Here is a 22308-nt window from a genome sequence, read left to right as displayed (position 1 = left end):
GCGCCTGATTCGATGCGTTCTGTCTGTTGAAATATAATTCTATTTTATACACCACAAACCACGCCGTTAACGAGCGTAAACCCGTAACCTCCCGAAAATCCACTGGAGCCCTGACAAAAGAACGCACAATTTCTCGCATTACGTTCTTTTAGAAGAAATGATGTTCTGTTAGTCAGAATTTAGACGGACACCACTTACGAGATTTATTGACCCGAACGCTAAAGTTTTCTGCCTGCCATCCGATGAAGGGCGTACTGATCAGCGAGATGGCCATGCAACTTTCTTCCCCTTCCGTTTCTACTGCGACCGCCGGCGCATCGGGCAGCGGGACCAGCTCGGCCCCTGACATCGAGCGCCTGCAGCGCCAGCTCAAGAACCTGCAGAAGTCGATGCAGGATCTTCCCGCGCAGAATCTGCCGCCCGATCAAGCACGCGAGCAGGCGCAGTTGCTCAGCCAGCAGATCCAGATCGTGCAGGCGCAGATCGCGCGCCTTCAGGCGCAGAACGGCCTGGAGCAAGCGGAAACCCGCTTGGAAAATCGCCACAACGCCTCCAAGAGTGCATCGGGCACCAGCACGACCGATGCGACGACCCAGGCGCGCACGACAGCCAAGGTCACTGGCTCCTCCACGCTGAGCGATGCCCGGCTGCAAGCCCGCCACGCAACACAGGCGCAAGCGGCACAGGCGGCCCACCCGGCCAGCGCTGAAGCCATCACACCGGCAGAGCCCCCGCTGGTTTCCGTCAAGGCCTGACCGGCGGCAGCGCGGCGCCGGCCTTGTCTTGCGGGCAACCAGTTGCCGATGCCCGACCCTCTCTTTCCTCACCCCCTCCCTTCGGGGGGACGCCAGCTTGCGGTGCCGACAGCGACAATCGCCGCGCCGCCATCCCATGTGCGGCATCGAGAACACGCATGACCTCCGCCGCCAGCGACGCCCTGCCCCCAACCGTCCCGACCGATCCGGATCGGGAGCGCGCGCCATCGCGCAATTTCTTTGCACGCCACTGGCGCGGTGATTACAGCCTGGCCCGCGCGTACTGGCTGCACACGGCGCTGATGCAGTTTGGCGTGGTGGCGCTCAGCGCCGGCGTCACGCATGCGCTCGCGCATAACGCGCCGGCACGCGCGGCATCATCGGCGCTGCTCGTGATTTATGTGATGGGATTGGCGCTGTGGATCTGGGCCGTGGTGGGCACCTGGCGCTCGGCCGATCGCGAGCAGGCGCGCAACCGGCTTGCCGGCCTGTCGAACCCGTGGCCCCTGATCGCCAAAGTGATGATCGTGCTTGGCGCCGTGGGCACCTGCTCGCGCCTGATCAACGATGGGCCGCGTCTGGTCGCGCATCTGCGCACCGCCCTGGGTGAGCAAGCGGCGTCGCCGTATGCGGTGATGCCACAACGCGATGGGCGCGCCATCCTCTTTAATGGCGGCATCAACGACGGCGCTGCAGATGCACTGGAAGCCGCGCTGCGCAAGGCACCGAACGCCACGGCCGTCGTGCTGCGCTCCGAAGGCGGCTGGCTGCGCGAAGGGACGCTGGTGGCAGACGTCATCCGCCGCCACCATCTGCGCACGTATGTTGAGCGGGCGTGCGCCTCCGCGTGCACGATCGCGTTTCTGGCAGGTGCTGACCGCGCCGCTGCACCGGGCGCACGCATCGGCTTTCACCGCCCGCGCGCGGTCGGCGCCGACCATGACCAAACCCCCGGCGCCACCGACAGCGAACTCTGGCGCGCGTATTCAGACGCCGGCCTGCCCGATGCCTTCGTGCGCCGCGTACAGGACACACCGTTCGATCAGATGTGGTTCCCCACCGCGCAGGAACTGCTGGCCAACCACGTCGTCACGCGCACGTCGCCCGGAGGCGAATACGCGACCATGGCCACGCAGTTGAATACCCGCGAGGCCCTGGCCGCAGAACTGCGCAGCGCCCCGCTGTATGCAACCCTGGAGCGCAAGTACCCCGCCCACTTCAGCCGCCTGATCGACACGCTGGGGCCAGAGCTGCAGCGCAACGTTACCGATGCGCAGGTGGTGACGCTGCTGCGCGAGCAGACGGGCAAGCTGTACCGCGCGCTGATCCCGACTGCCCCTGACGCGCTGCTCTTTGCCAACGCGCAACTCACGCTCGAACAGGCCCAGGCCTTGCAGCGCGTGAGCCCCGAAGCCTGCGTGGCTTATCTGGACGGCACGTCCGGTGCAAGCGCCGCTGCCGCCCGACTGCCGCGCGCGCTCGTGACCCGCGAGCAGGCCTTGTTTTCAGACCTGATGCAGGCTGCCGACCCCGACCACGCACCGGTTGTCACACGAGCGCAGACCCTGCCTGTGCTGCAACTGGCCATGGCCGCGCTTCCACTCAATGAACAACGCGTGCTGACCGTCCCCGCGCTACGCCGCACCGCACCGCCGGCCGAGCGCTGCCGGGCGCTGATCGGTTTCTCCCGCTCCATCCTGGCCCTGCCGGAAGCCGAACGCGCCCTGGCGCTGCGCGGCATGTATGCCGATACGTCCGCGCCCGATGCGTGACACCGCGCGTCAGGCCGAACGCAACGCAGCGAGCGACGCGCGCTGGCGCCCGTCTTCATCGAAGTTCTCAGGCGACAGCCATTGCTCGAATGCGGCCCGCGCTTGCGGCCAATCGGCATCGATGATGGAGAACCACGCGGTATCGCGGCTGCGCCCCTTGTAGACCACCGCTTGGCGGAAGATGCCCTCGAACAGAAACCCCAGCCGCTGCGCAGTCTGCCGCGACGGTGCGTTCAGGCTGTCGCACTTCCACTCGTAGCGCCGATAGCCGAGATCTTCAAAGACGTGCTTCATCAGCAGGAACTGCGCTTCTGTCGATGCCGGCGTCCGTTGCAGCAGCGGCGAGAACGTAACCGCGCCCACCTCAATCACGCCGTGTTCCGGCGTGACGCGCATCAGCGCCAGCGTGCCGACCGGCTGATCGTTGCGCGCGTCGATCACCGCGTACTGCAGTGGATCGCGCTTGGCCGCAATGCGCTCGATATAGGCGCGGTGTGCCGCCACATTGGCAAACGGGCCTTCCACCATGTACGTCCAGACACGGTCGTCCTGCGCCTGGCTGAACGCCTCGAATAGCGCGTCGGCGTGACGGGCGGCGTCAAGCGGCTCCAGCCGGCAGTAGCGGCCGGCGAGCGGCGTATGCGGCGGCAGCGGACGGGCCGTCCAGCTGGACAGCGGCGCACCGATGGGTTGCTGATAAGCGTTGAGCGTAGTCATGCGTGGAACCTGCACCGAAAGCAACAAGGACCTCTCACCCTACCTAACTTTCTGGCCCCATGAAAAGAGCCATGGATGGGCATGCCGATAGAGCCACATCAACACACCTACGGCCGGATTAAACCGTTCGATGCCCCGCCACACGCCGATAGCGCACCTGCATGCAAATCGATATGTTGGTGGCGGGGGAAGACAGCGCCACAAATGGGCGCGGGCATACGCATTGCTGTGCGGGGGTATGCACACGCCCACGGAATCGTCCGCCATCTTTTCTGCCAGGAGCCCGCGAGTGGCGCCGTTCATTACAGAGTGGTATCGCCGCTGGGGCCGCTGCGTCCGATACATATGCGCAGCCGTATGGATCACCTTTGCCGGCATGGCTCCGTGGAGCCCGACCGGCGCGGCGCCGAAATTCGCCTACCCGGTCACGCAGCGCATCGACGCCAGTGCGAGCCTCGCATTGCCGCGCACGTGGGGCCCACTGCGGCTGACCAGCGAAACGCCCATTCCGTCCATTGCGGCGACCATCAACTCGCCGTTCGGTCCGTCACGGCTCGTGTTTGCGCAGCAAACCGTGGCACCGGAGAGCTTCGCGCTGGTCACGGTGCGCAAATCCGATTTCGACAAAGGCACGCCCGGTTACCTCGAAACCCTGCGGCCACGCGATCTGGCCATCCTGCTCAACCACATGGAATCGCGCGTGCATGGCGATCGCCCGGCCTGGGCCGCCCGCCTCGTGCGCGGCAAGGCCCCGGCGTTGCAGGTGCTTGCCGGGCGCCGGGTCCTCTACTGGGAAGGCGAATGGAGTACGTCCGCCGCCCGGACGGTCGTCGTGCGCGGGTATGCCTTCTTTGGTAATGGTGCGGTTTATCTCCTGCGCATATTCGGCACCGCGAGCGGCAGCGAACCGGTGGAATTTGCCGAAGAAGCGCGCTTTGCCGACCTGGTCGCCGCTACCTTCCACACAAAATAACCGCCGAGCCTCTGCTGCAATTGTTGCAATGCAACAACAAGAGAAGCGCTGGCAACGGCGCCAGTTCCCAAGCGCAGGCCCGTCCACGCAAGGACTGAAATCTGTTGTTACTCTTGGAACAGTCTGTTCACCCAAGGCCGTATTGTTCTTCCGCATTGCAACACCTACACTTTGTGACAGTTGTTCAGACATCGATTGCCTGAACAAGCAATGCAAGTGTTGTAAGGAGAACAATGATGAAATGGTTGGATATTGGCGCCGTCATGGTCGCCTGGATTGCGAGCTGCGTGGCAGCAGGCTGGCTCATCAGCGCCGCCGCCTTCCTGGCTTAACGCCCTTGCCCTAAAGGCAAAACGGCCGAGCGGGAATCCCTTCCCCGCCCGGCCATGAACACCCCGGTCGATTGATTCGTCAGGCTGGCTTCTGACCTGCCCACTGAACGAATCGGTCGACAAACCCCTGCAAGAACTGGCGCGTACGCGCATCCGTCACCCCGCCCTGGGCATCAAAGGGCTCCCCCGCAAAGTGGAAAAACACCTCCGGCAACGGTAAGACCTTCACGCCGACCGCCGCGAGCACATTGCGCAATTGCGCCTGCGACAGTGCAGTGCCAATTGCGCCTGGCGATGCGCCCGCAATGCCTGCCGGCTTGCCGTCCCACACGCTCTGGCCGTACGGCCGCGAACCCCAGTCAATCGCGTTCTTCAGCACGCCCGGTATGCCCCGGTTGTATTCCGGCGTGACGAATAACAGGGCATCCACGCCCGCCACCGCCGCCTTGAAGCGCTGTACCGGCTCGGGCAGGCTCGCGTCCAGGTCCTGGTTGTACAGCGGCAGCTCGCCAATCTCGATGAACTGCGCGGTCGCGCCCGACGGCAACAAGCCCGACAGCGCCTGCGCCAGCTGGCGGTTGAACGACGCCTTGCGCAGGCTGCCGACGATCACTCCGATAGTCAGATTGCTCATAAACCCTCCTTGCGTGGAAAAACAGTTCAGGACTCCCTGATGCTCAATCCGCCGTCGCCGGCTCCGGGGCCACCTCGCGTTTGAGACGGTTGATCAGGGCAAACATCAGGGGGTTCAGCAGAATCGATAGAATCGCTGCCGACAACAATAGGCCCCGTGCACGGTCGGGCAGGATTTCCAGGCTGATCCCCAGCCCGATCAGGATGAACGAAAACTCGCCGATCTGCGCAAGGCTGGCCGAAATCGTGAGCGCCGTGCGGTTGCCGTGACCAAACGCGCGCACTACCGCAAACGCGGCCAGCGACTTGCCCACCACCACGATCAGCACCGTGCCGAGCACCGCCCAGGGGTCTTCGATCAGCACGCTCGGGTCGAACAGCATGCCCACCGATACGAAGAACAGCACCGCAAATGCATCGCGCAGCGGCAGCGACTCTTCCGCCGCGCGCTGACTGAATTCGGACTCGGCCAGCACCATGCCCGCAAAGAACGCGCCGAGTGCGAACGACACGCCAAACAGCACCGTCGCGCCATAAGCGACGCCCAGCGCCGTGGCCAGCACACCCAGGCGGAACAGCTCCCGGCTGCCCGTCATGACGATACGCTCCAGCATCCAGGGGATCACGCGGCGGCCCACCACCAGCATGAGCGCGGCAAACGCCACCACCTTCGAGAGCGTGACCGCCAGCACCTTGATGATGTCCCATGCGCCGACCGCTGTGCTGCCTGCGCCGCCCAGCGCACCGGCCAAGGCCGGCAGCAGCACCAGCGTCACCACCATCACGAGGTCTTCCACGATCAGCCAGCCCACGGCGATATGGCCTTCGTGCGAGTTGTCGATGCCGCGATCCTCCAGCGCCTTGAGCAGCACCACCGTGCTCGCCACCGACAGCGCCAGCCCGAACACCAGCCCCGGGCCCCAGTCCCACCCAAGCAGCCACGCCAGGCCCATACCCATGAGCGTGGCCAACGCAATCTGCCCGATGGCACCCGGAATGGCGATGGCCTTGACCGCCAGCAGCTCCTTCATCGAGAAATGCAACCCCACCCCGAACATCAGGAGGATCACGCCCAGCTCGGCCAGTTGCGGCGCGAGGCTTTGGTCGGCCACGAAACCGGGCGTGAACGGCCCCGCCACCACACCCGCCATCAGGTAGCCGACCAGTGGCGGCAGGCGCAGGCGCTGCGCAATGGTGCCGAAGATGAAGGCCAGCACGATGCCACCGATGATGGTGGAGATGAGCGGGGTGTCTACGTGCATGCGTTCGTGGAAAGGGGCGGGTTCAAAGACGGAAGAGCGGGAAAGCGAAAGGGGCCGGGCCGGCCCTGGTGCGACAACGGCGGCGCGGATTTTTATTCACGTTGCGTCACAACTATAAGGATTGCCCTTTGCGAAACCTTACGAAGCAAATGTCATGCAGAAGACATCGCGCCGCAAACCCCGCTCCTACACTGCGCCGCAGACCCGCTCGCCCAGGGCGGCACCAAGGAGACACCCCATGCGCTATGCCAACAAGGTCCTTTCCGTGGACGAGGCCATCGCACACGTCCGCAGCGGCAGCCGCCTGATGCTGGGCGAATTCGTCGGCGCCGGCGAGCCGGCCTGCTGCATCGAGGCGCTGCTCGCCAGCGGCATCGGGCAACTGACGCTCATCACCAACACGCCGGGGCTGCGCGGCGGCTTTCTCAAAGCCCGGTTGTTCAGCTCCGGCCAACTGGCCGAGTTCATCGGCACGCACGTCGGCACGACCGACGAATCGACGCAGGCTTACCTGACCGACTCCGTGCACGTGGCCGAGTTCTTCCCGATGGGCACCTGGGCCGAGAAAGTGCGTGCGGGTGCGCTGGGCCTGGGCGGCGCGCTCGTGCCGGTGGGCGTGAGCATCCTCGACCAGCCCGGGATGTTCCCCAAGCGCGGCGCCCCCAAGCAGACGCTCACCGTCGATGGCACGACCTGCTTCGTCGAGCCGCCCCTGCGCGCCGACGTGTCGATCATCAAAGGCTGGCGCGCCGATACCTTCGGCAACGTGGAGTTTCGCGGCACGGCGCTGCAGAACCAGCGCGACATCGCCATGGCGGGCGATTACACCATCGTCGAGGTGAACGAGATCGTCGAGGTGGGCACGATTCCGCCCGAGCGCGTCGGCTGCCCGGGCGTATTCGTCAATGCAGTGGTGCAAGGTCTGTCTTTGGACGACCAGCACGCGCTCTACCGGCACCACTGGACGAAGCTTGGCCGCCTGCCCGCTGCCGCAGAAGCCTGATCGCCGATCGCCACAACAGGAAACCGCCATGCAAGCTCTGCCCGAAACACCCAAGCAACGCATCGCAGCCCGCTGCGCGCAAGAACTGCACCCGGGCGAAGTCGTCAACCTTGGCCTGGGTATCCCAACGCTCACAGCCAACTACCTGGACGCCGAAGCGGGCGTCATCTTCCATACCGAAAACGGCGCCTTCGGCTTTGGCGGACGCCCCGCGCTGGACGCCATCGACAGCGACTTCACCAACGCCGGCTGCGAGCCCATCACCCTGATGCCCGGCGCGGCGCTCATGGACCTCGCCACGTCGCTGGGCGCGATGCGCAACGGCTACATCGACGTGACGATCCTCGGCGCGTTGCAGGTGGATGCGCTGGGCAACCTCGCCAACTGGGCCTGCGATCGCAACGGCAAATGGTGGCCCGGCATTGGCGGGGCGATGGACCTCTGCTACGGCACGCGCAAGGTGATTGCCGCGCTGGCGCACACCGACAAACACGGCAATTCCAAGATCCTGCCGCGCTGCACGCTGCCGCTCACGGGCCGGGCCTGCGTGAAGGTCATCGTCACCGAGCACGCCGTGTTTGACGTGACCGATGCGGGGCTCGTGCTGCGTGAAATCCTCTCGCATGCGACACTCGACGACATTCGCGCCATGACAGCAGCGCCCTTTACACTGGCGCCGCTGCTGCAGATGCGCGCCGCCTGAGGAGACTGCATGCCCGCCACCGTCGATTGGTTCTTCGATGTCATCTCGCCGTTTGCCTACCTGCAGCTCGAACAGTTCGACGCGCTGCAGAAGGCGAACGACATCGTCATCCGCCCGCGTCCGCTCGTGCTGGGCGCGATCCTGCATCACTGGGGGCAGAAAGGGCCGGCCGAGATCAGCACCAAGCGCGTGTTCACATACCGGCATGCGCTGTTTCGCGCGCAGCAGCTCGGCATTCCCTTTCGCATGCCGCCCGCGCATCCGTTCAACCCGATCAAGGCATTGCGGCTGACGATTGCGATGGGCGGCTCGCTCGATGTCGTGCGAGCGGTGTTCCGGCATATCTGGCGCGACGGCAACGATGTGGCGTCGCCCGAGGGCTTTGCCGCGCTGTGCGAGGCGGTGGGCTTTGCAGAGGGCGCGGCCGCTGTCGAACAACCCGCTGTGAAAGATGCGCTGCGTGCGCACACCGATGCAGCTATCGCGCTCGGCGTGTTCGGGGTGCCCACCCTGGTGCACGAAGGCGAGCTGTTCTGGGGTGAAGATGCGACCGCCATGTTCCTGCAGAGCCTGCGCGCCGGCTGGCTCTCCACGCCCGAAGCGCAGCGCGTGAGCACGTTGCCGGTGGGCATTCAACGTGGCTGAACACGATACAAACTCGCGCCCCGGCATCAGCCGCGCACGGCTGGCGCATATCGCGGCGTGGTCGATTGATCTGCCCGCGGAAGAAGCCGACCGCGCCTGCGCCGGCATCGTTGAAAAAACCTACGCACGCGGCGCGTGCATCTGCCCGAAAAACACGTTGCTGGAAAGCTGGACGGGCGTGGTCACGGGCCTCATCAAAATCGGCACGGTATCGCCCGAGGGGCGCAGCGTCACGTTTACGGGCGTGCCTGCCGGCGGCTGGTTTGGCGAAGGCACGGTGCTCAAGAACGAGCCGCGCCGCTACGACATCGTTGCGCTGCGCGACACACGCATGGCCTTCATGGAGCGCGCCACCTTCATGTGGCTGGTGGAAAACAGCGTGGCGTTCAACCGCTTCCTGGTCAAGCAGCTCAACGAGCGGCTCGGGCATTTCATGGCGCTGCTGGAATACGACCGGCTGCTTGATGTCACGCCGCGCCTGGCGCGTTGCATTGCGTCGCTGTTCAACCCGGTTCTCTACCCCGGCGCGGGCGACCACCTGGAGATCACGCAGGAAGAACTCGGCCTGCTTTCCGGCATGACGCGCCAAGTTGCCAACCAGTCGCTCAAGACCCTGGAGAAGGACGGCGTGGTGCGGCTGGAATACGGCGGCGTGACGGTCGTGGACCTCGATCGGCTGCGCAGCTACGGCGCCTGAAGACGCCACCTTTATTAACGAATCTTCATCCGGCGGAGCAGACCACACCCGCTGGAATCGCGGCACAACAAGACAGGGTCATTACGCTGCGGCATGCATCACCTCTTCCCGACGTATAGCCATTGGCACTATCCAGCGCTGGCAGCGCGTGTGGCGGAGGTGGCGCGTGCCCATGCGCTCGACTACCGCGCGCTCACCTACCGGGAGCTGCTGACTGCGCAGCAGACCTTCCCGCGCGCCATGGGTCAACGACCGAACTGACGCGCAAGCCACACGCACCGTCTCGGTTGCACGCCTCGACCGCGTGCACTGCATCGAGGATCATCTTCGCTAGATCCCGCGGCCGCGACTGCTATGGCACATGGCTTGTCGGCAGCGTCGTCACCTTGGCGCTAATCTTCCTGGCCATGGCGCGCTCCAGATCCGGCTGGGCACCGAAGGCGTTTGTGCAGGCGATGCTGGATGTGGTGCGCCTCTGAGCCATCGAGCCCACGACGCTTCTGGCTTACAGCGCCGAAGCAACCCTTGCGGTCATCCGCGCGTCAGGGCCAGCAGCGTCACCACGGCCGGCGTGGCCGCTGCGGTAAAGCCGGCCATGAGCGGGGCGTACCCCTCACCACAGCCCGGAGCGCCTCAGTTACAGCGCCCACCCTTCGCACCGGCCAGACACGCCGCCTACGCCAGCATGGCAGCCAGCGCAGGAGGCAACCCGCGGTTTGGCTTGTGCGGCGGACGCGTAAAGCTGCCTTCCGCTGCACCGTTGGGCGCAAGCGCAATCAGGCTCTCGCAGTGGCGGATGGCGCTGGAGACGCCGTCCACGACCGGCACCGGAATGCGGTCCTTGAGTGTACGGGCCAGACCGGCGAGCGGCGCGCCGGCCACGATGATCACGTCCGCGCCATCTTCACGCACCGCTTGCAGGCTGAGTTCCTCAAGACGTGCCGCGTGGTCTTCCTGCACGCTGCCGATGTCGCGTAGCGGCTGCTGCAAGGAGCGCACACTCGCCAGCCGCGACGACAGCCCATTGGCGGCCACGCACTCGCGGTACCACGCCTGGATGCGGTTCGAAATGGCGATGATGGAAAAGCGCTGACCCAGCAGGCAGGCGCTGGCCAGTGCCGCCTCGGTCATGCCCACCACCGGCACATTGCAGAGCTCCTTGATGCCGGCCAGGCCGGGGTCCCCAAACGCCGCCACCACCACGCCATCGAATTGGCCGGCGTGCTCAGCAACGACGCACGCGGTGGCATAGCCGCCCACCAGTGCTTCGAAGCGCGTTTCGATATAGGCCACGCCAAATGGCGCTGTCGCCATCGTGAGCGTGGTGCCGGGTGAAACGGAGCGACGCGCCTCCGCATGGATCAACTCCGTCACGCTCTCGGAGATGTTGGGATTGACGACCAGAATACGCATGATGAAACCCTGAGAATCAAACCAGAAACGTCAGACCAGCGACGGCGCGCCCGCCGGCAGGAACTGCCCCCGCCCGGGTGCCGGTTCGAGGTACTTGCCGTTTTCGACCAGCAGCTCGCCGCGCGAGAAGCAATGCACTGGCCAGCCCGTCACTTCAATGCCTTCATAGGGCGTGTAGTCGACCGCGTGATGCAACGCATCGTTGGTGATGCGCACGCGCCGCTCCGGATCCCACAGCGTGATGTCGGCATCGGCACCCACGGCAATCGTGCCCTTGCGCGGGTACAGACCGTACAGCCGTGCCGGGCGATACGACGTCAGTTCCACAAACTGATGCAGCGAAAGCTTGCCGCGCGCGATGCCATCGAACAGCAACGGCAACCGCGTCTCGATGCCCGGCACGCCGTTCGGAATATGGTCGAACGGTTGCGCTAGACCGCCGAGCTTCTTGCCCTGCGCATCGTCATAGTTGAACGGTGCATGGTCTGAAGAAAACACGCTGAATACGCCCCCTGCCAGCGCGCGCCATACAGCCGCCTGGTTTTCCGGATCGCGCGGTGGCGGGCTGCAGACGCACTTGGCACCTTCGTAGCCATCGTCACCGTGCAGGCCCATGTCTTCAGCGGTCAGGTAGAGGTACTGCGGGCACGTCTCGGCCAAAATCTGCAGGCCGCGGCTTTGCGCCCAGCGAATCTGCTCGATGGCTTCCTTGCCGGAGACATGCACGATCAGGATCGGCACGTCCACCAGCTCGGCAAAGGTGATGGCGCGGTGCGTGGCTTCACGCTCGACGGCAGCCGGGCGCGAGAGGCCGTGGAAGCGCGGCGAGATGCGGCCTTCGCCCACCAGCTTCTCGGTCAGCCACGAAATGCAGTCGGCGTTTTCTGCATGCACCATCACCAGCGCGTTGTTTTGCTTGGCCACGTCAAGCACGTCCAGCATTTCGCGGTCGGACAGCTTCAGGTCGTCATACGTCATGTAGACCTTGAACGAGGTGTAGCCCTGGTGGATCAGCTCCGGCAGTTCGTGCTTGAGCACCTCGGGCGTGGGGTCGGCCACGATCAGATGGAAGCCATAGTCGGCCACCGCCCGGCCCTCGGCACGGCGGTGGTAGTCGGCCACCGCCGCTTTCAGCGAGCCGCCCTTCTCCTGCGCCGCAAACGGGATCACCGTTGTCGTGCCGCCGCAGATGGCCGCGCGCGTGCCGGTGAAGAAGTCGTCGGCCATGCGCATGCCATCGGGCATGGGCTGATCGAGGTGGCAATGACCATCGACGCCGCCGGGCAGCGCCAGCAGGCCGCTTGCATCCAGCTCCCGCACGCCGCGCGGCAAGCCGTTGCCGAGCACGGCGATGCGGCCATCGCGCACCCCGATGTCGCAGGTAAAGCGGTCGGATGCGGTGACCACATCCGCGTTGCGAATCACCAGGTCGAGTTCCGTGGACATGCTTGGCGCTCCCTCATTCCGTTAAGCAACGTCCGCGAACAGGCGGCCCCAGCCGTGCAGCTCGCGCGTGTCGACACCCGCCAGCCGCAGCGATTTCCACACGACGGTCGAGATGGTGTCGTACACCGGGATGCCCGTTTCCGCTTCCAGTGCTTCCACCAGATGCGCGGCTCGCAGGTTCGTGCAGAACGTGGTGATGGCGGCCGGCTTTTGCTGGGCCACTTCGCGCACCAGGGTACGGATCGTGTCTTCTTCCACGTCGGCAAAGCTGTGGTTGACGTGCAAGTCCAGATGACGCTCGGCCACGCACTTGAAACCGTGGCGCGCGTAGTTCTGCACGATGCGCTGCTGCACGTCATCCAGGTACGGCGTCACGAGGGCGAAATCGCGTGCACCGGTCTTGGCCAGAATCTCGTTGAGCGCCAGCACCGAGGTGGTGGCCGGAATGCCGGTGGCTTCCGTGATCTGGCGGCACAGCGCCTCGTCCTTCTCAAAGCCGAGCCAGCCGGACGACGTGCCGTTCCAGGCGATCACGTCGACGTGCGCATCGGCCAGCAGCTTGGCGGCGTTCAGGATATTTTCCAGGTCGAACTGCCCCAGCGCCTGGTCGCGCAGCGAGATTTCCGTCACGGTAAAGCGCGAGAAATGCGCGCTGACGTTGGGCAGGCCGCTCACCATGGCGCTGGTAATGGGTTCCAGCGCCGTGTTGGATGATGGCGTGAGCATGCCGAGCTTGATGCGTTTTTTCATGGAAGTCTTCTTCGTGGTTTGTAGGCCCCGGCGCGCGCAGCAGCGGGCATCGGAGCTTGCTTGTTATGTTGACGTGTCGGGTCTCAGCTTGTCGCCGGAAGTCAGGAGCAAACGCCGCGCCGCAGGCGTAGATGGCATCGGCCTACGTGAGTGCATCGCACCTTAGACCGGCAGCTTCTTGCTGTAGTCGATCAGCAGCGTCGAACAGATGAACAGACCCGCACCGGCGGCTGCAAACAGCATCAGCGCCATGTCGTACGAACCGGTCGCCTGCACGATCAGGCCGACGATGATCGGCATGCCGACCCCTGCGAAGTTGCCGCCCAGGTTCATCGTGCCGCCCAGGAAACCGACACGCTTGCGCGTACCCAGGATCGACGGAATGCACCAGAACAGACCGCACCAGCGCAGGAAGAACAGCGTGGTCGACAACAGTGCCACCACCACAACCGGATCCTTGAAGCGCGCCACCGTGTAGATGGCGATCGTGGCCAATACCGAAGCGATGCCGAACAGGGTGCGCAGCACGCGGGCGCGCGATGCCCCGGTGGCCATCCACTTGTCGGCAATCCATCCACCGACCATCTCGCCCACAAAACCGGAGAAGAACATCGTGAAGACGGCACCGCCCATCTCCTTGATGTCGAGCCCGTGCACCTTCGACAGGTATGTCGGCATCCACGTCAACAACCCGTAGAACAGTGCGTTGAAGCACATCCAGCCGAAGAACATGCCCCACACCGAGCGGTACTTGAAGAAGTCCAGCACGTTGCCGCTCAAGGCGGCGGGCTCGGCAGCCTGGTCGGCTGCGTGTGCCTCTTCAATGTAGGCAGCTTCAGCATCATTGACGGACGGATGCTCGCGCGGGTGGTTGCGGATGTACCACCACGCGAAGAGGCCTGCCACCATCGTGCCGATACCAGCCACCACGAACGACGTGCGCCACGAATTGAACTCGGCGATCAGCCCGGCGATGATGAGCGCGCCCAGTGCCGCACCCAGCGGCGCACCGCCGTCGAGCAGCGTGGCACCGCGGCCGCGTTCGTTCTGTGTCATCCAGATGGCGTTGAGCTTGCCCCCGGCGGGGTAGATGGGTGCCTCAGCCGCACCCAGGCCAAGACGCGTGACAAGCAGCGGCACCCAACCGGTACACAGGGCCGCGATGGATTGGAAGAAGCCCCAGCCCAGCGTGGCACCGGCAATCACCACACGCGGGCCGAACCGGTCGGCCAGCATGCCGCCTGGGATCTGCATGAGCGCGTACGTCAGAAAGAACGAACTCAGCAGTAAGCCTTGCACCGCGGGGCCGATGTTGAATTCCTTCGCGATCAGCGGCATCGCGACTGACAACGATGCGCGGTCGACGTAGTTGATGGAAATCAGCATCAACATCATCAAGAAAATCTTCCAGCGCACAGAGCTCTTCGTCTCCGTTAGCGCCATGGCCGGGGCCTGGCTTGCGGTTTCCATTACGCGTGTCTCCTGGTAGCTCGGAAAGCCCTTTCGAGAAGCGGGCTGGGAGGCCGGTCTTGACGCCGATCCTCCCGCCTTCACCCACCGAAACGACCTCCTGAGTCGATTTGATTGGTTTGTGTTGCGCAACGTGGCTGAGTATAGGATACGTAATCTGTAATTACAACATCTGTAAGTCATTGATTTTATTGCATACCAAAAGCATAATATCGGTGTGTGATAGCCTTTTGTGGTGCATCTTCCCCATTCTGGTGACGTCTGTGACCCAACCGCTGCTCCAATCCCCTCGCCTGCGCACGCTCGGCATGTCGGCCGAAATCGCCTCGCGTCTGCGCACCCTCATCGAAGAAGGCGAATTGCCGCCCGGCGCCCGTATCGACGAGCGTGCGTTCTGTGAAATGTTCGATGTCTCCAAGACGCCGCTGCGCGAGGCGCTCAAGGTGTTGGTGGCCGAGGGTCTGGTGCTGCATCGTCAGTACATCGGCTACCGCGTTGCACCGCTCGATCTCGATGAACTGCGCGCGACCTTCGAAACGCTGCATGGGCTGGAATTCACGGCAGGAGAACTGGCGGCGGCCCGTCTGTCCGAGGTGGCTCTTGCGCGCCTGGAACGCAGGCACCAGGCGATGCTCGACGCGCACGCGGCAGGCCGGCGCACCGAGTACTTCCGCATCAACCAGGAAATTCACCAACTCATCATCGACGGCACGGCCAACCCCGTACTGGCCGGCATTTATGCGGCGTTGATGAGCAGGGTGCACCGCGCGCGCGGCGCAGCCAACGCGGACATGCTGCGCTGGCAGGAATCGCACGAAGAACACGAAGCCATCATGGCCGCCCTTCGCGAGCCAGGGCGCCCGCGCCTTGCACAAGTGCTGCGGCACCACTCCGAGAACACCGCCAAGGAAGTGCTGAGCGTCGTGGCAAACAGCCTCGCCGAGGCCAGCCGCCCAACCCGATCAACCAAGGAATCCCCCAAGAAAGGAGCGCAATGAAACTCGTACGCGTAGGTGCACCCGGCGCAGAACGTCCGGGCCTGATCGATACGCAAGGCCGCGTGCGCGACCTGTCAGGCGTGGTCAGCGAGCTGGGGCCGCAGCAGTTGTCTGATGCCGCCCTCGCGCGACTCGCAGGCGTCGACATGGCGAGCTTACCGGTGCTGCCGGATGCCCGTTTTGGTGTGCCATGGACGGGCATCGGCAAAATCATCGCGATCGGCCTGAACTATGCCGACCACGCAGCAGAAGCCGGCTTGCCGCCACCCGCAGAACCCATCATCTTTCTCAAGGCCAACAGCGCACTGAACGGCCCCAACGATGCCGTCATGCTGCCGCGCGGCTCGGAAAAGACCGACTGGGAGGTTGAACTCGGTGTGGTGATCGGCAAGACGGCGAGCGATGTTTCCCGCGAAGCAGCGCTCTCACATGTGGCCGGCTACTGCGTGGTGAACGATGTATCCGAGCGCGAGTTTCAGCTTGAGCGCGGCGGCACGTGGGACAAGGGCAAGGGCTGCGACACCTTCTGCCCCGTCGGCCCGTGGCTGGTCACGCGTGACGAAGTGCCCGACCCGCAAGCGCTTGGCCTGTGGCTCGACGTCAATGATGAACGTGCGCAGCGGGGCAACACAGCCACCATGGTGTTTGGCGTGGCGCATCTGGTGAGCTACGTCAGCCGTTTCATGACGCTGCACCCGGGCGACCTCATTTGCACCGGCACGCCGCCCGGTGTCGGCATGGGAGCCAAGCCCCCGCGCTATCTCAAGGCCGGCGATACCATGCGCCTGGGCATCGACGGCCTTGGCGAGCAGATGCAGACGGTCGTCGCCTACACCAAAGCCTAAGTATGCGGCGCGGCGCGCTTAGCGCTGCGCCGCCACCAGCTTGCGCATCGCATCCACCAGCTTCGGATCGACCGCGCCCAGCGTATTGGTGCGCGCGTTGATGCGCCCTTCTGCGTCCAGCAGCAGGATCGTGCTCGAATGGTTGAAATCGCCATCTGCCAAGCGTCGGTACTGCACGCCCAGCAGGGCCGCCACCTCGCGCGTGCCGCTGGCGTTTGCGCGGGCGACTTGCCAGCGGTCGTCGGCGCCATGCGCGCTGGCCGTCTTCTTGAGCGCCGCAACGGAATCACGTTCGGGGTCGACCGTCATCATCAGCACCCGCACACCATCGTGCGCGGGCTTGCCGCCCTTGGCTAGGGTCGCGCGAATGGTCTCGAAGATCATCGGGCAGACCATCTGGCACGACGCATAGAACATGCTCACCAGCACCGGCTCGCCGCGCAGATCCGCCAGGTGAAAGACGCGGCCGTTCTGGTCGGTCAGCGCCACATCGGATTGATACAGCGAGGCCGAGGGCGCTGGCCCCGCAGCATGGGCACCGGCTGTTGCGCCGGCCAGCAGGAGCACCACAAAGGCGCGTCGGATAAAAGTCGTGAACATCATGGATGATCTCCATTGAGGGATCGGGCGCAGCGAAAGCCGAGGCTGCCTGTGGCGTCTGCGCCTTCAAGGGAAGACAGCAACGCCACGCGCATCAGCACGGCATAGCTGTCGCGGCGGACGATGCTGATGGCACCGGCGCCGCAGAATTTCTGCTTGTCGGGGTCGCCCTGGGTGCGGCTGTCTCCGGCAATGAACAGTGCGTTGAAATCGTCGACCCATTCCCAGATCAGACCGTGCATATCGCGCACGCCATGGACATCCGCTGGGCCGCCCACTGGTGGCAACACACGCGTGGCGGGCCGCTCGTACCAGCCGAGAATGCGTTGTGCCCATTGCGGGTCGTCGCGGGCGTCTGTGCGTGTGGCGTCGGCCGCGGCGGCGGATTCCCATTCCAGCCATGTCGGCAGCCGAGCGCCTTCGTTTTCGCAATAGGCACGGGCGGCAAACCAGCTCACGCCGGTCACCGGCGCTTGCAGCGACGCCTGCGCATCGGCGTGCGTCGCATCGGCCCAGTCGGCAAGGTAGGCCTTACCGGCAAAGACTTGCGGCACACGGCCACGCTGCCAGGCCTCGTGGCGTTGCACGAAGGCCTGGAACTCGCCGATGGTGACGGGCGTGGAGCGCAGCTCAAACGGCTCGATGCGCACCCGCTGCGGCTGCCCCGGCGCGTTCTGGGGCAGCACGCTGTCGAAGTCGCCGCCGGGCAACCGCACATAGGTGGCCCCGTGTGCGGTTGCACTGGCCAGCGCCATCAACATGGCAGCAATGTGCGAGGTCAGGCGGGACATGGTCGTGCAGATCCGCTCAATGTTCGGCCACGGCCTTGGCGGGCGCCGGCTGGGCACGCACCTTCTTGACGTCTTCTGCGCTCACGCGGCCGCCGGGGTTGTCCCAGCTGTTGAGCACGTAGGTCAGGATGTTGGCGACCTCGTCGTCATTGAGTTGTGTCATCGGCGGCATGACGGAGTCGTATTCCTGGCCATTGACCTTGATCTTGCCGTTCAGGCCATGCAGCACGATGTTCATGGCGCGCTTCGGATCTGCCGCCAGGAAATCCGACTTGGCAAGCGGCGGGAACACGCCCGGCAAGCCGGCGCCATTGCCCTGGTGGCACACCGAGCAGGTACCCGCAAACAGCGCGCGGCCTGCCTGCACCTGATCCTGCACGGTCAGCGTGCCGCTCACCGACGCCTCGGTCGCCTTGGTGACGGCGCTCATGTTGGGCGCGGCACGATCGCCCAGGTACACCGAATCCAGTTCCTTGCCGGAATAGACCAGCTTGCTCTCCGGCCCATCGATCTTGAGGATGGCCAGCGCACCCTTGTTGAAGGCACGGAAGATCGAGTGGTCGACCAGCACATAGCTGCCAGGCACGCGCGCGGTGAACTTCACAACCGCCGCGCCACCCGCCGGGATCAACGTGGTCTGCACGTTCTTCTGCACGTTGGTGCCGCCCTCGTAGCGCACCTGATCGAAGATGGCGCCGATCACGTGGAAGCTGGAGACCAGATTGGGCCCGCCGTTGCCCACGAAGATGCGCACCGTTTCGCCCACCTTGGCGTGCAGCGCCTTGTCACCGGTGAGCGCGCCTTCCGCACCGTTGAACAGCACGTAGCTCGGGCGTTCGTCGATGGCCTTTTCCATGTCGAACGGCTGCAGGCCCTTCTCGCGGTACTTGCCGGCGGTGTAGAAATCGCCCTGCATGACGTAGTACTCGTGATCAACCTTGGGCAGGCCTTCGGGCGGTTCGACCAGGATCAGGCCGTACATGCCGTTGGCGATATGCATGCCCACGGGTGCGGTAGCGCAGTGGTAAACGTAAATGCCCTCGTTCAGCGCCTTGAAGGTGAACTGCGATTCATGGCCCGGGGCGGTAAAGCTCGATGCTGCGCCGCCGCCCGGCCCGGTCACGCCGTGCAGGTCGATGTTGTGCGGCATCTTGCTGCTTGGGTGGTTCTTGAGGTGGAACTCCACCGTGTCGCCCTGCCGCACGCGGATGAAACTTCCAGGAACGGTGCCGCCGAACGTCCAGAAGGTGTAGCTGACCCCTTCGGAGATCTGCATTTCCTTCTCGACCACTTCCAGCTCCACGATGACCTTGGCTGGATAGTTCCGGTGCACCGGCGGCGGCACAAGCGGTGGACTCGTCAGGACGGCGTGGATCGGCTCGCCGCGTGGCGGCCCGAAGTCACCCGGCAACTTGGCGCTGGCGGCGCGGGCCGCAGTGCCCGCAAGCAGTGCGCCCAGCACCACAGAAATCAAGCCCGCGCGCATCAGGCTGCGGACGGTGTGAAGACGGCTCATTTTTTCCCCCGTGTATCGGTCTGGTGTCGTCCGCTCCACGTTAGGCCCCGGCAGCCATTAGGGCTTTGATACAGCGCAAACGAAAACCCGCCCCGACCGGCCCATCCACCCCCACCGCGTGGCACGCAAGCCCAGCCGTGGCCTGATTTGCGACATCAAGGCACCCATAAAACAAGCATCTGATATACATCAATAACACCGGGGATTTCACTCACTAATATAGTTGCATCCTTAATGCATCTTTTTGATGCGACACCCACAGAGGGAATCCCCATGACACAGTCCGCCTCCACCATCCAGCTCGACCTCCGCGTGCTGGCGCCGCGCGAGCGCCATCCGCTGATCTTCTCCGCCTTTGGGGAACTCGGCATCGGGCAGAGCCTGGAGCTGATCAACGATCACGATCCGCGGCCGCTGCAGTCGCAGTTTCAAGTCGAACGCCCGGGGCAGTTTTCCTGGGACTACCTTGAGCGCGGCCCCGGCACGTGGCGCGTGGCCATCACCAAGGTGGCGTCTGCCGCCAGTGCCGGCCACTGCTGCGGTGGTTGCGGTGGTGGCGCCTGAATTTCCGATTGCATCCTGCAAGGAACCTTGTCATGAAAACCAATCAAAGGCTGTGGCGGTGGCTCGGCCTGATCTTCATCCTGTCGTTCGGAGCATTGGGCTATCTGGGCCGGCAGATCTATCTGGCAGCGCCGCCGATTCCGCATGCCGTCGTCACCTCTGTGGGCGAGGTGCTCTTTACCGGTGAGCAGATCCAGCGCGGCCAGGAAGCTTGGCTGGCAGCCGGCGGCCAGCAGCTTGGCACCGTCTGGGGCCACGGCAGCTACGTTGCACCTGACTGGTCTGCCGATTGGCTGCACCGTGAAGCCACAGCGCTGCAAGCCATCCGCGCGCATCAGCAGTTCGATACCGATGCGCCGTTGACGACCGTGCAGCAAGCCGCCGTCGACGCCAGCGTGAAGGAGGAAATGCGCCGCAATACGTACGACGCAAATCACGACATCCTGACCGTGTCGCGTGAGCGCGCAGAGGCCATCCACGGTGTGGCCCAGCACTTCGAGGCCCTGTTCGGCACCGATCCGTCGCTGGCAACGCTGCGCGATCAATACGCCATGGCCACCGGCGTGCTGCCGGAGGCGGCCGATCGTGAAGCCCTGGCGGCGTTCTTCTTCTGGACGTCGTGGGCCGCGGCCGCCGACCGCCCAGGCGAGACCGACATCTCGTATACGAGCAACTGGCCGCATGAACCGCTGGTAGGCAACACAATGACCGGCGGTGCGGCAGTGTGGTCGATGGTCAGCATCGTGCTGCTGCTGGGCGGTATTGCCGCCATGCTGTGGCTGCACGGCAGCAGCAAGCACGAAGAGGAGGCTGCGCCGCTGCCGGCCGATCCGTTCCTCAACGTGGTGGCCACGCCGTCGATGAAGGCCACGCGCAAGTACTTCTTTGCCGTGATCGGCCTGATGCTGGTGCAGATCGGCATGGGCGCCATCACCGCGCACTATGCGGTGGAAGGGGAATCGTTCTTCGGGATTCCGCTGGCGCAGGTGCTGCCGTACGTGATCAGCCGCACCGTGCACACGCAGCTTGGCGTGCTGTGGATTGCCACGGCATGGCTGGCCACGGGCCTGTACATTGCGCCGCTGCTGTCGGGGCGTGAACCGAAGTTCCAGAAGCTGGGCGTTGACCTGCTGTTCTGGGCGCTGATCTTTATCGTGGTGGGGTCCATCGCCACCGGCTGGCTCGGCACGCTGCAACATCGCGGTGCAGACTTCGGCTTCTGGGTCGGTAACCAGGGGCTGGAATACACCAGCATGGGCCGCGTGTGGCAAATCTTGCTGTTTGTCGGCCTGCTGTTCTGGGTCGTGCTGCTGGGCCGTGCCCTGTGGCCGGCACTGAAGACGCCGTCGGAATCGCGCGGTCTGATCGCCATGGTGTTCCTGTCGGCCACCTGCATCGGCGGGTTCTATTCGACTTCGCTGGTGTGGGGCCAACACACGCACTATTCGATGATCGAGTACTGGCGCTGGTGGCTCGTCCACCTGTGGGTCGAGGGCTTCTTTGAAGTGTTCGCCACCGCGGTCATCGCGCTCATCTTCACGCGCCTGGGCCTGATTCGCGCCAGCAGCGCCAACCGCGCCATCGTGGCCGAGACGATCGTGTTCCTGTTCGGCGGCATTCTGGGCACGCTGCATCACCTGTACTTCACAGGGACACCGACCTCGATCATCTCGGTGGGTGCAGTGTTCTCTGCGCTGGAAGTGGTGCCGCTTTCGCTGATCGGGCTCGAAGCGCTGCAGAACTATCGGCGCACGCAAGGCACGCCATGGCTCAACGCTTACAAGTGGCCCGTGCTGTGCTTCGTGGCCGTGGGCTTCTGGAACACCGTCGGCGCCGGCCTGCTCGGCTTTGCCATCAACCCGCCCGCTTCGCTGTACTACGTGCAAGGTCTGAACATGACGGCCGCCCACGGGCACGCTGCACTGTTCGGGGTGTACGGCATGCTCGGTATCGGCCTGATGCTGTTCTGCCTGCGCGGCCTGTATGCGCGCAGCCTGCATGCCGATCGCCTGCTCAAGCCCGCGTTCTGGGGCCTGAACATCGGCTTGGCGATGATGGTATTCATGTCGCTGCTGCCGGCCGGCATCTATCAGGCCTGGGCGAGTGTCACCAAGGGCATGTGGTACGCCCGCTCGCCGGAAGTGGTGCACTCGAAAGTGATGGAAACGCTGGTCTGGCTGCGTGTGCCGGGTGACATCGTGTTCGCCATCGGTGCGCTTGTGCTGGCCTGGTATGCGCTGCGGCTGCTGCGCCGTCCGAAGGCCCAACAGATGGAGCCATTGCCGGCTTCGGCTCGCGCGACGCGTTAATTCCTCATCCAGCAGTCCTCCCAAAAACCCGCAGGGCCCGTGTCGATCTGACCGGGCCCTGCGGGTTTTCCTGTAATGCCCTCCGCCCCCCAGCTCCCTACAATGTCAAGTCAT

General features: G+C 64.5%; 22 protein-coding genes. 12 read left to right on the top strand and 10 right to left on the bottom strand.

Going from position 1 to position 22308, the window contains the following annotated elements; genetic code table 11:
- The first annotated feature begins 242 nt into the window (after positions 1 to 242).
- Both BEK68_RS00185 and BEK68_RS00180 read left to right on the top strand, forming a co-directional pair.
- A complete protein-coding gene (locus BEK68_RS00185) occupies positions 243 to 755 on the top strand; it encodes a FlxA-like family protein (RefSeq protein ID WP_009240450.1) in 513 nt (170 codons plus the stop codon).
- A 158-nt stretch (positions 756 to 913) separates the two neighbouring features.
- Complete coding sequence (locus tag BEK68_RS00180) at positions 914 to 2527, top strand: membrane protein (protein ID WP_004627797.1); 1614 nt, start codon at positions 914 to 916, stop codon at positions 2525 to 2527.
- A gap of 9 nt (positions 2528 to 2536) precedes the next feature.
- Here BEK68_RS00180 and BEK68_RS00175 read toward each other — a convergent pair whose 3' ends face one another.
- Positions 2537 to 3244, bottom strand: coding sequence for a GNAT family N-acetyltransferase (locus BEK68_RS00175; RefSeq protein ID WP_004627798.1), 708 nt, complete (start codon positions 3242 to 3244; stop codon positions 2537 to 2539).
- Between the two features lie 376 nt (positions 3245 to 3620).
- Here BEK68_RS00175 and BEK68_RS00170 point away from each other — a divergent pair, with 376 nt between their 5' ends.
- A complete protein-coding gene (locus BEK68_RS00170) occupies positions 3621 to 4217 on the top strand; it encodes a hypothetical protein (protein ID WP_235202090.1) in 597 nt (198 codons plus the stop codon).
- Between the two features lie 411 nt (positions 4218 to 4628).
- Here the strand turns inward: BEK68_RS00170 and BEK68_RS00165 are convergent, their stop codons facing one another.
- Both BEK68_RS00165 and BEK68_RS00160 read right to left on the bottom strand, forming a co-directional pair.
- Positions 4629 to 5183: an NADPH-dependent FMN reductase gene (locus tag BEK68_RS00165; RefSeq protein WP_012430138.1), complete on the bottom strand. Its 555-nt coding sequence runs from the start codon at positions 5181 to 5183 to the stop codon at positions 4629 to 4631.
- A gap of 43 nt (positions 5184 to 5226) precedes the next feature.
- The gene (locus BEK68_RS00160) at positions 5227 to 6444 is read right to left on the bottom strand and encodes a cation:proton antiporter (protein ID WP_012430137.1); all 1218 of its coding nucleotides are present in this window, start codon (positions 6442 to 6444) and stop codon (positions 5227 to 5229) included.
- A 238-nt stretch (positions 6445 to 6682) separates the two neighbouring features.
- Between BEK68_RS00160 and BEK68_RS00155 the strand changes: the two genes are divergently transcribed.
- From BEK68_RS00155 to BEK68_RS25650, 5 genes are all read left to right on the top strand, one after another.
- Positions 6683 to 7447: a CoA transferase subunit A gene (locus BEK68_RS00155; protein ID WP_012430136.1), complete on the top strand. Its 765-nt coding sequence runs from the start codon at positions 6683 to 6685 to the stop codon at positions 7445 to 7447.
- Between the two features lie 28 nt (positions 7448 to 7475).
- Positions 7476 to 8150 carry a 3-oxoacid CoA-transferase subunit B gene (locus tag BEK68_RS26000; RefSeq protein WP_012430135.1) on the top strand — a complete coding sequence of 225 codons (675 nt, stop codon included), beginning with the start codon at positions 7476 to 7478 and terminating at the stop codon, positions 8148 to 8150.
- 9 nt (positions 8151 to 8159) lie between these two features.
- The gene (locus BEK68_RS25995; RefSeq protein ID WP_012430134.1) at positions 8160 to 8795 is read left to right on the top strand and encodes a 2-hydroxychromene-2-carboxylate isomerase; all 636 of its coding nucleotides are present in this window, start codon (positions 8160 to 8162) and stop codon (positions 8793 to 8795) included.
- Entirely contained in the window at positions 8788 to 9492 is a 705-nt protein-coding gene (locus BEK68_RS00140) for a Crp/Fnr family transcriptional regulator (protein ID WP_012430133.1), read from the top strand. The genes BEK68_RS25995 and BEK68_RS00140 overlap by 8 nt, the downstream gene beginning before the upstream one ends.
- A 93-nt stretch (positions 9493 to 9585) precedes the next feature.
- The gene (locus tag BEK68_RS25650) at positions 9586 to 9753 is read left to right on the top strand and encodes a hypothetical protein (protein WP_004627807.1); all 168 of its coding nucleotides are present in this window, start codon (positions 9586 to 9588) and stop codon (positions 9751 to 9753) included.
- A 414-nt stretch (positions 9754 to 10167) separates the two neighbouring features.
- On the opposite strand, the gene BEK68_RS00135 is transcribed toward BEK68_RS25650, so the two are convergent.
- The 4 genes from BEK68_RS00135 to BEK68_RS00120 all read right to left on the bottom strand — a co-directional run bounded on the left by BEK68_RS00135 (position 10168) and on the right by BEK68_RS00120 (position 14571).
- Positions 10168 to 10905: an aspartate/glutamate racemase family protein gene (locus BEK68_RS00135; RefSeq protein WP_012430132.1), complete on the bottom strand. Its 738-nt coding sequence runs from the start codon at positions 10903 to 10905 to the stop codon at positions 10168 to 10170.
- Positions 10906 to 10935: 30 nt separating this feature from the next.
- Positions 10936 to 12351 carry a dihydropyrimidinase gene (gene hydA, locus BEK68_RS00130; protein WP_012430131.1) on the bottom strand — a complete coding sequence of 472 codons (1416 nt, stop codon included), beginning with the start codon at positions 12349 to 12351 and terminating at the stop codon, positions 10936 to 10938.
- A gap of 21 nt (positions 12352 to 12372) precedes the next feature.
- Complete coding sequence (locus BEK68_RS00125; protein WP_004627812.1) at positions 12373 to 13101, bottom strand: maleate cis-trans isomerase family protein; 729 nt, start codon at positions 13099 to 13101, stop codon at positions 12373 to 12375.
- Between the two features lie 162 nt (positions 13102 to 13263).
- A complete protein-coding gene (locus BEK68_RS00120; RefSeq protein ID WP_004627814.1) occupies positions 13264 to 14571 on the bottom strand; it encodes an MFS transporter in 1308 nt (435 codons plus the stop codon).
- Positions 14572 to 14801: 230 nt separating this feature from the next.
- On the opposite strand from BEK68_RS00120, the gene BEK68_RS00115 reads away from it, so the two are divergent.
- Together BEK68_RS00115 and BEK68_RS00110 are read left to right on the top strand one after the other, a co-directional pair.
- The gene (locus BEK68_RS00115; RefSeq protein WP_012430130.1) at positions 14802 to 15569 is read left to right on the top strand and encodes a GntR family transcriptional regulator; all 768 of its coding nucleotides are present in this window, start codon (positions 14802 to 14804) and stop codon (positions 15567 to 15569) included.
- Positions 15566 to 16414: a fumarylacetoacetate hydrolase family protein gene (locus tag BEK68_RS00110; RefSeq protein ID WP_004627818.1), complete on the top strand. Its 849-nt coding sequence runs from the start codon at positions 15566 to 15568 to the stop codon at positions 16412 to 16414. Before BEK68_RS00115 ends, BEK68_RS00110 begins: the two co-directional genes overlap by 4 nt.
- Positions 16415 to 16432: 18 nt before the next feature.
- On the opposite strand, the gene BEK68_RS00105 is transcribed toward BEK68_RS00110, so the two are convergent.
- The 3 genes from BEK68_RS00105 to nirK are packed head-to-tail and all read right to left on the bottom strand — an operon-like array spanning position 16433 to position 19321.
- The gene (locus BEK68_RS00105; RefSeq protein ID WP_012430129.1) at positions 16433 to 17017 is read right to left on the bottom strand and encodes an SCO family protein; all 585 of its coding nucleotides are present in this window, start codon (positions 17015 to 17017) and stop codon (positions 16433 to 16435) included.
- Entirely contained in the window at positions 17014 to 17805 is a 792-nt protein-coding gene (locus tag BEK68_RS00100; RefSeq protein ID WP_004627824.1) for a formylglycine-generating enzyme family protein, read from the bottom strand. The genes BEK68_RS00105 and BEK68_RS00100 overlap by 4 nt, the downstream gene beginning before the upstream one ends.
- Positions 17806 to 17821: 16 nt before the next feature.
- The gene (gene nirK, locus BEK68_RS00095) at positions 17822 to 19321 is read right to left on the bottom strand and encodes a copper-containing nitrite reductase (RefSeq protein WP_012430128.1); all 1500 of its coding nucleotides are present in this window, start codon (positions 19319 to 19321) and stop codon (positions 17822 to 17824) included.
- Positions 19322 to 19594: 273 nt separating this feature from the next.
- Between nirK and BEK68_RS00090 the strand changes: the two genes are divergently transcribed.
- The gene (locus BEK68_RS00090) at positions 19595 to 19885 is read left to right on the top strand and encodes a DUF2249 domain-containing protein (protein WP_004627827.1); all 291 of its coding nucleotides are present in this window, start codon (positions 19595 to 19597) and stop codon (positions 19883 to 19885) included.
- A gap of 32 nt (positions 19886 to 19917) precedes the next feature.
- Positions 19918 to 22194: a nitric-oxide reductase large subunit gene (locus BEK68_RS00085; RefSeq protein ID WP_004627828.1), complete on the top strand. Its 2277-nt coding sequence runs from the start codon at positions 19918 to 19920 to the stop codon at positions 22192 to 22194.
- Positions 22195 to 22308: the final 114 nt, after the last annotated feature.

This window comes from Ralstonia pickettii, assembly GCF_001699815.1.
In the GTDB taxonomy this organism is placed as follows: Bacteria; Pseudomonadota; Gammaproteobacteria; order Burkholderiales; family Burkholderiaceae; genus Ralstonia; species Ralstonia thomasii.
This window is presented reverse-complemented; position numbering and strand designations above follow the sequence as displayed.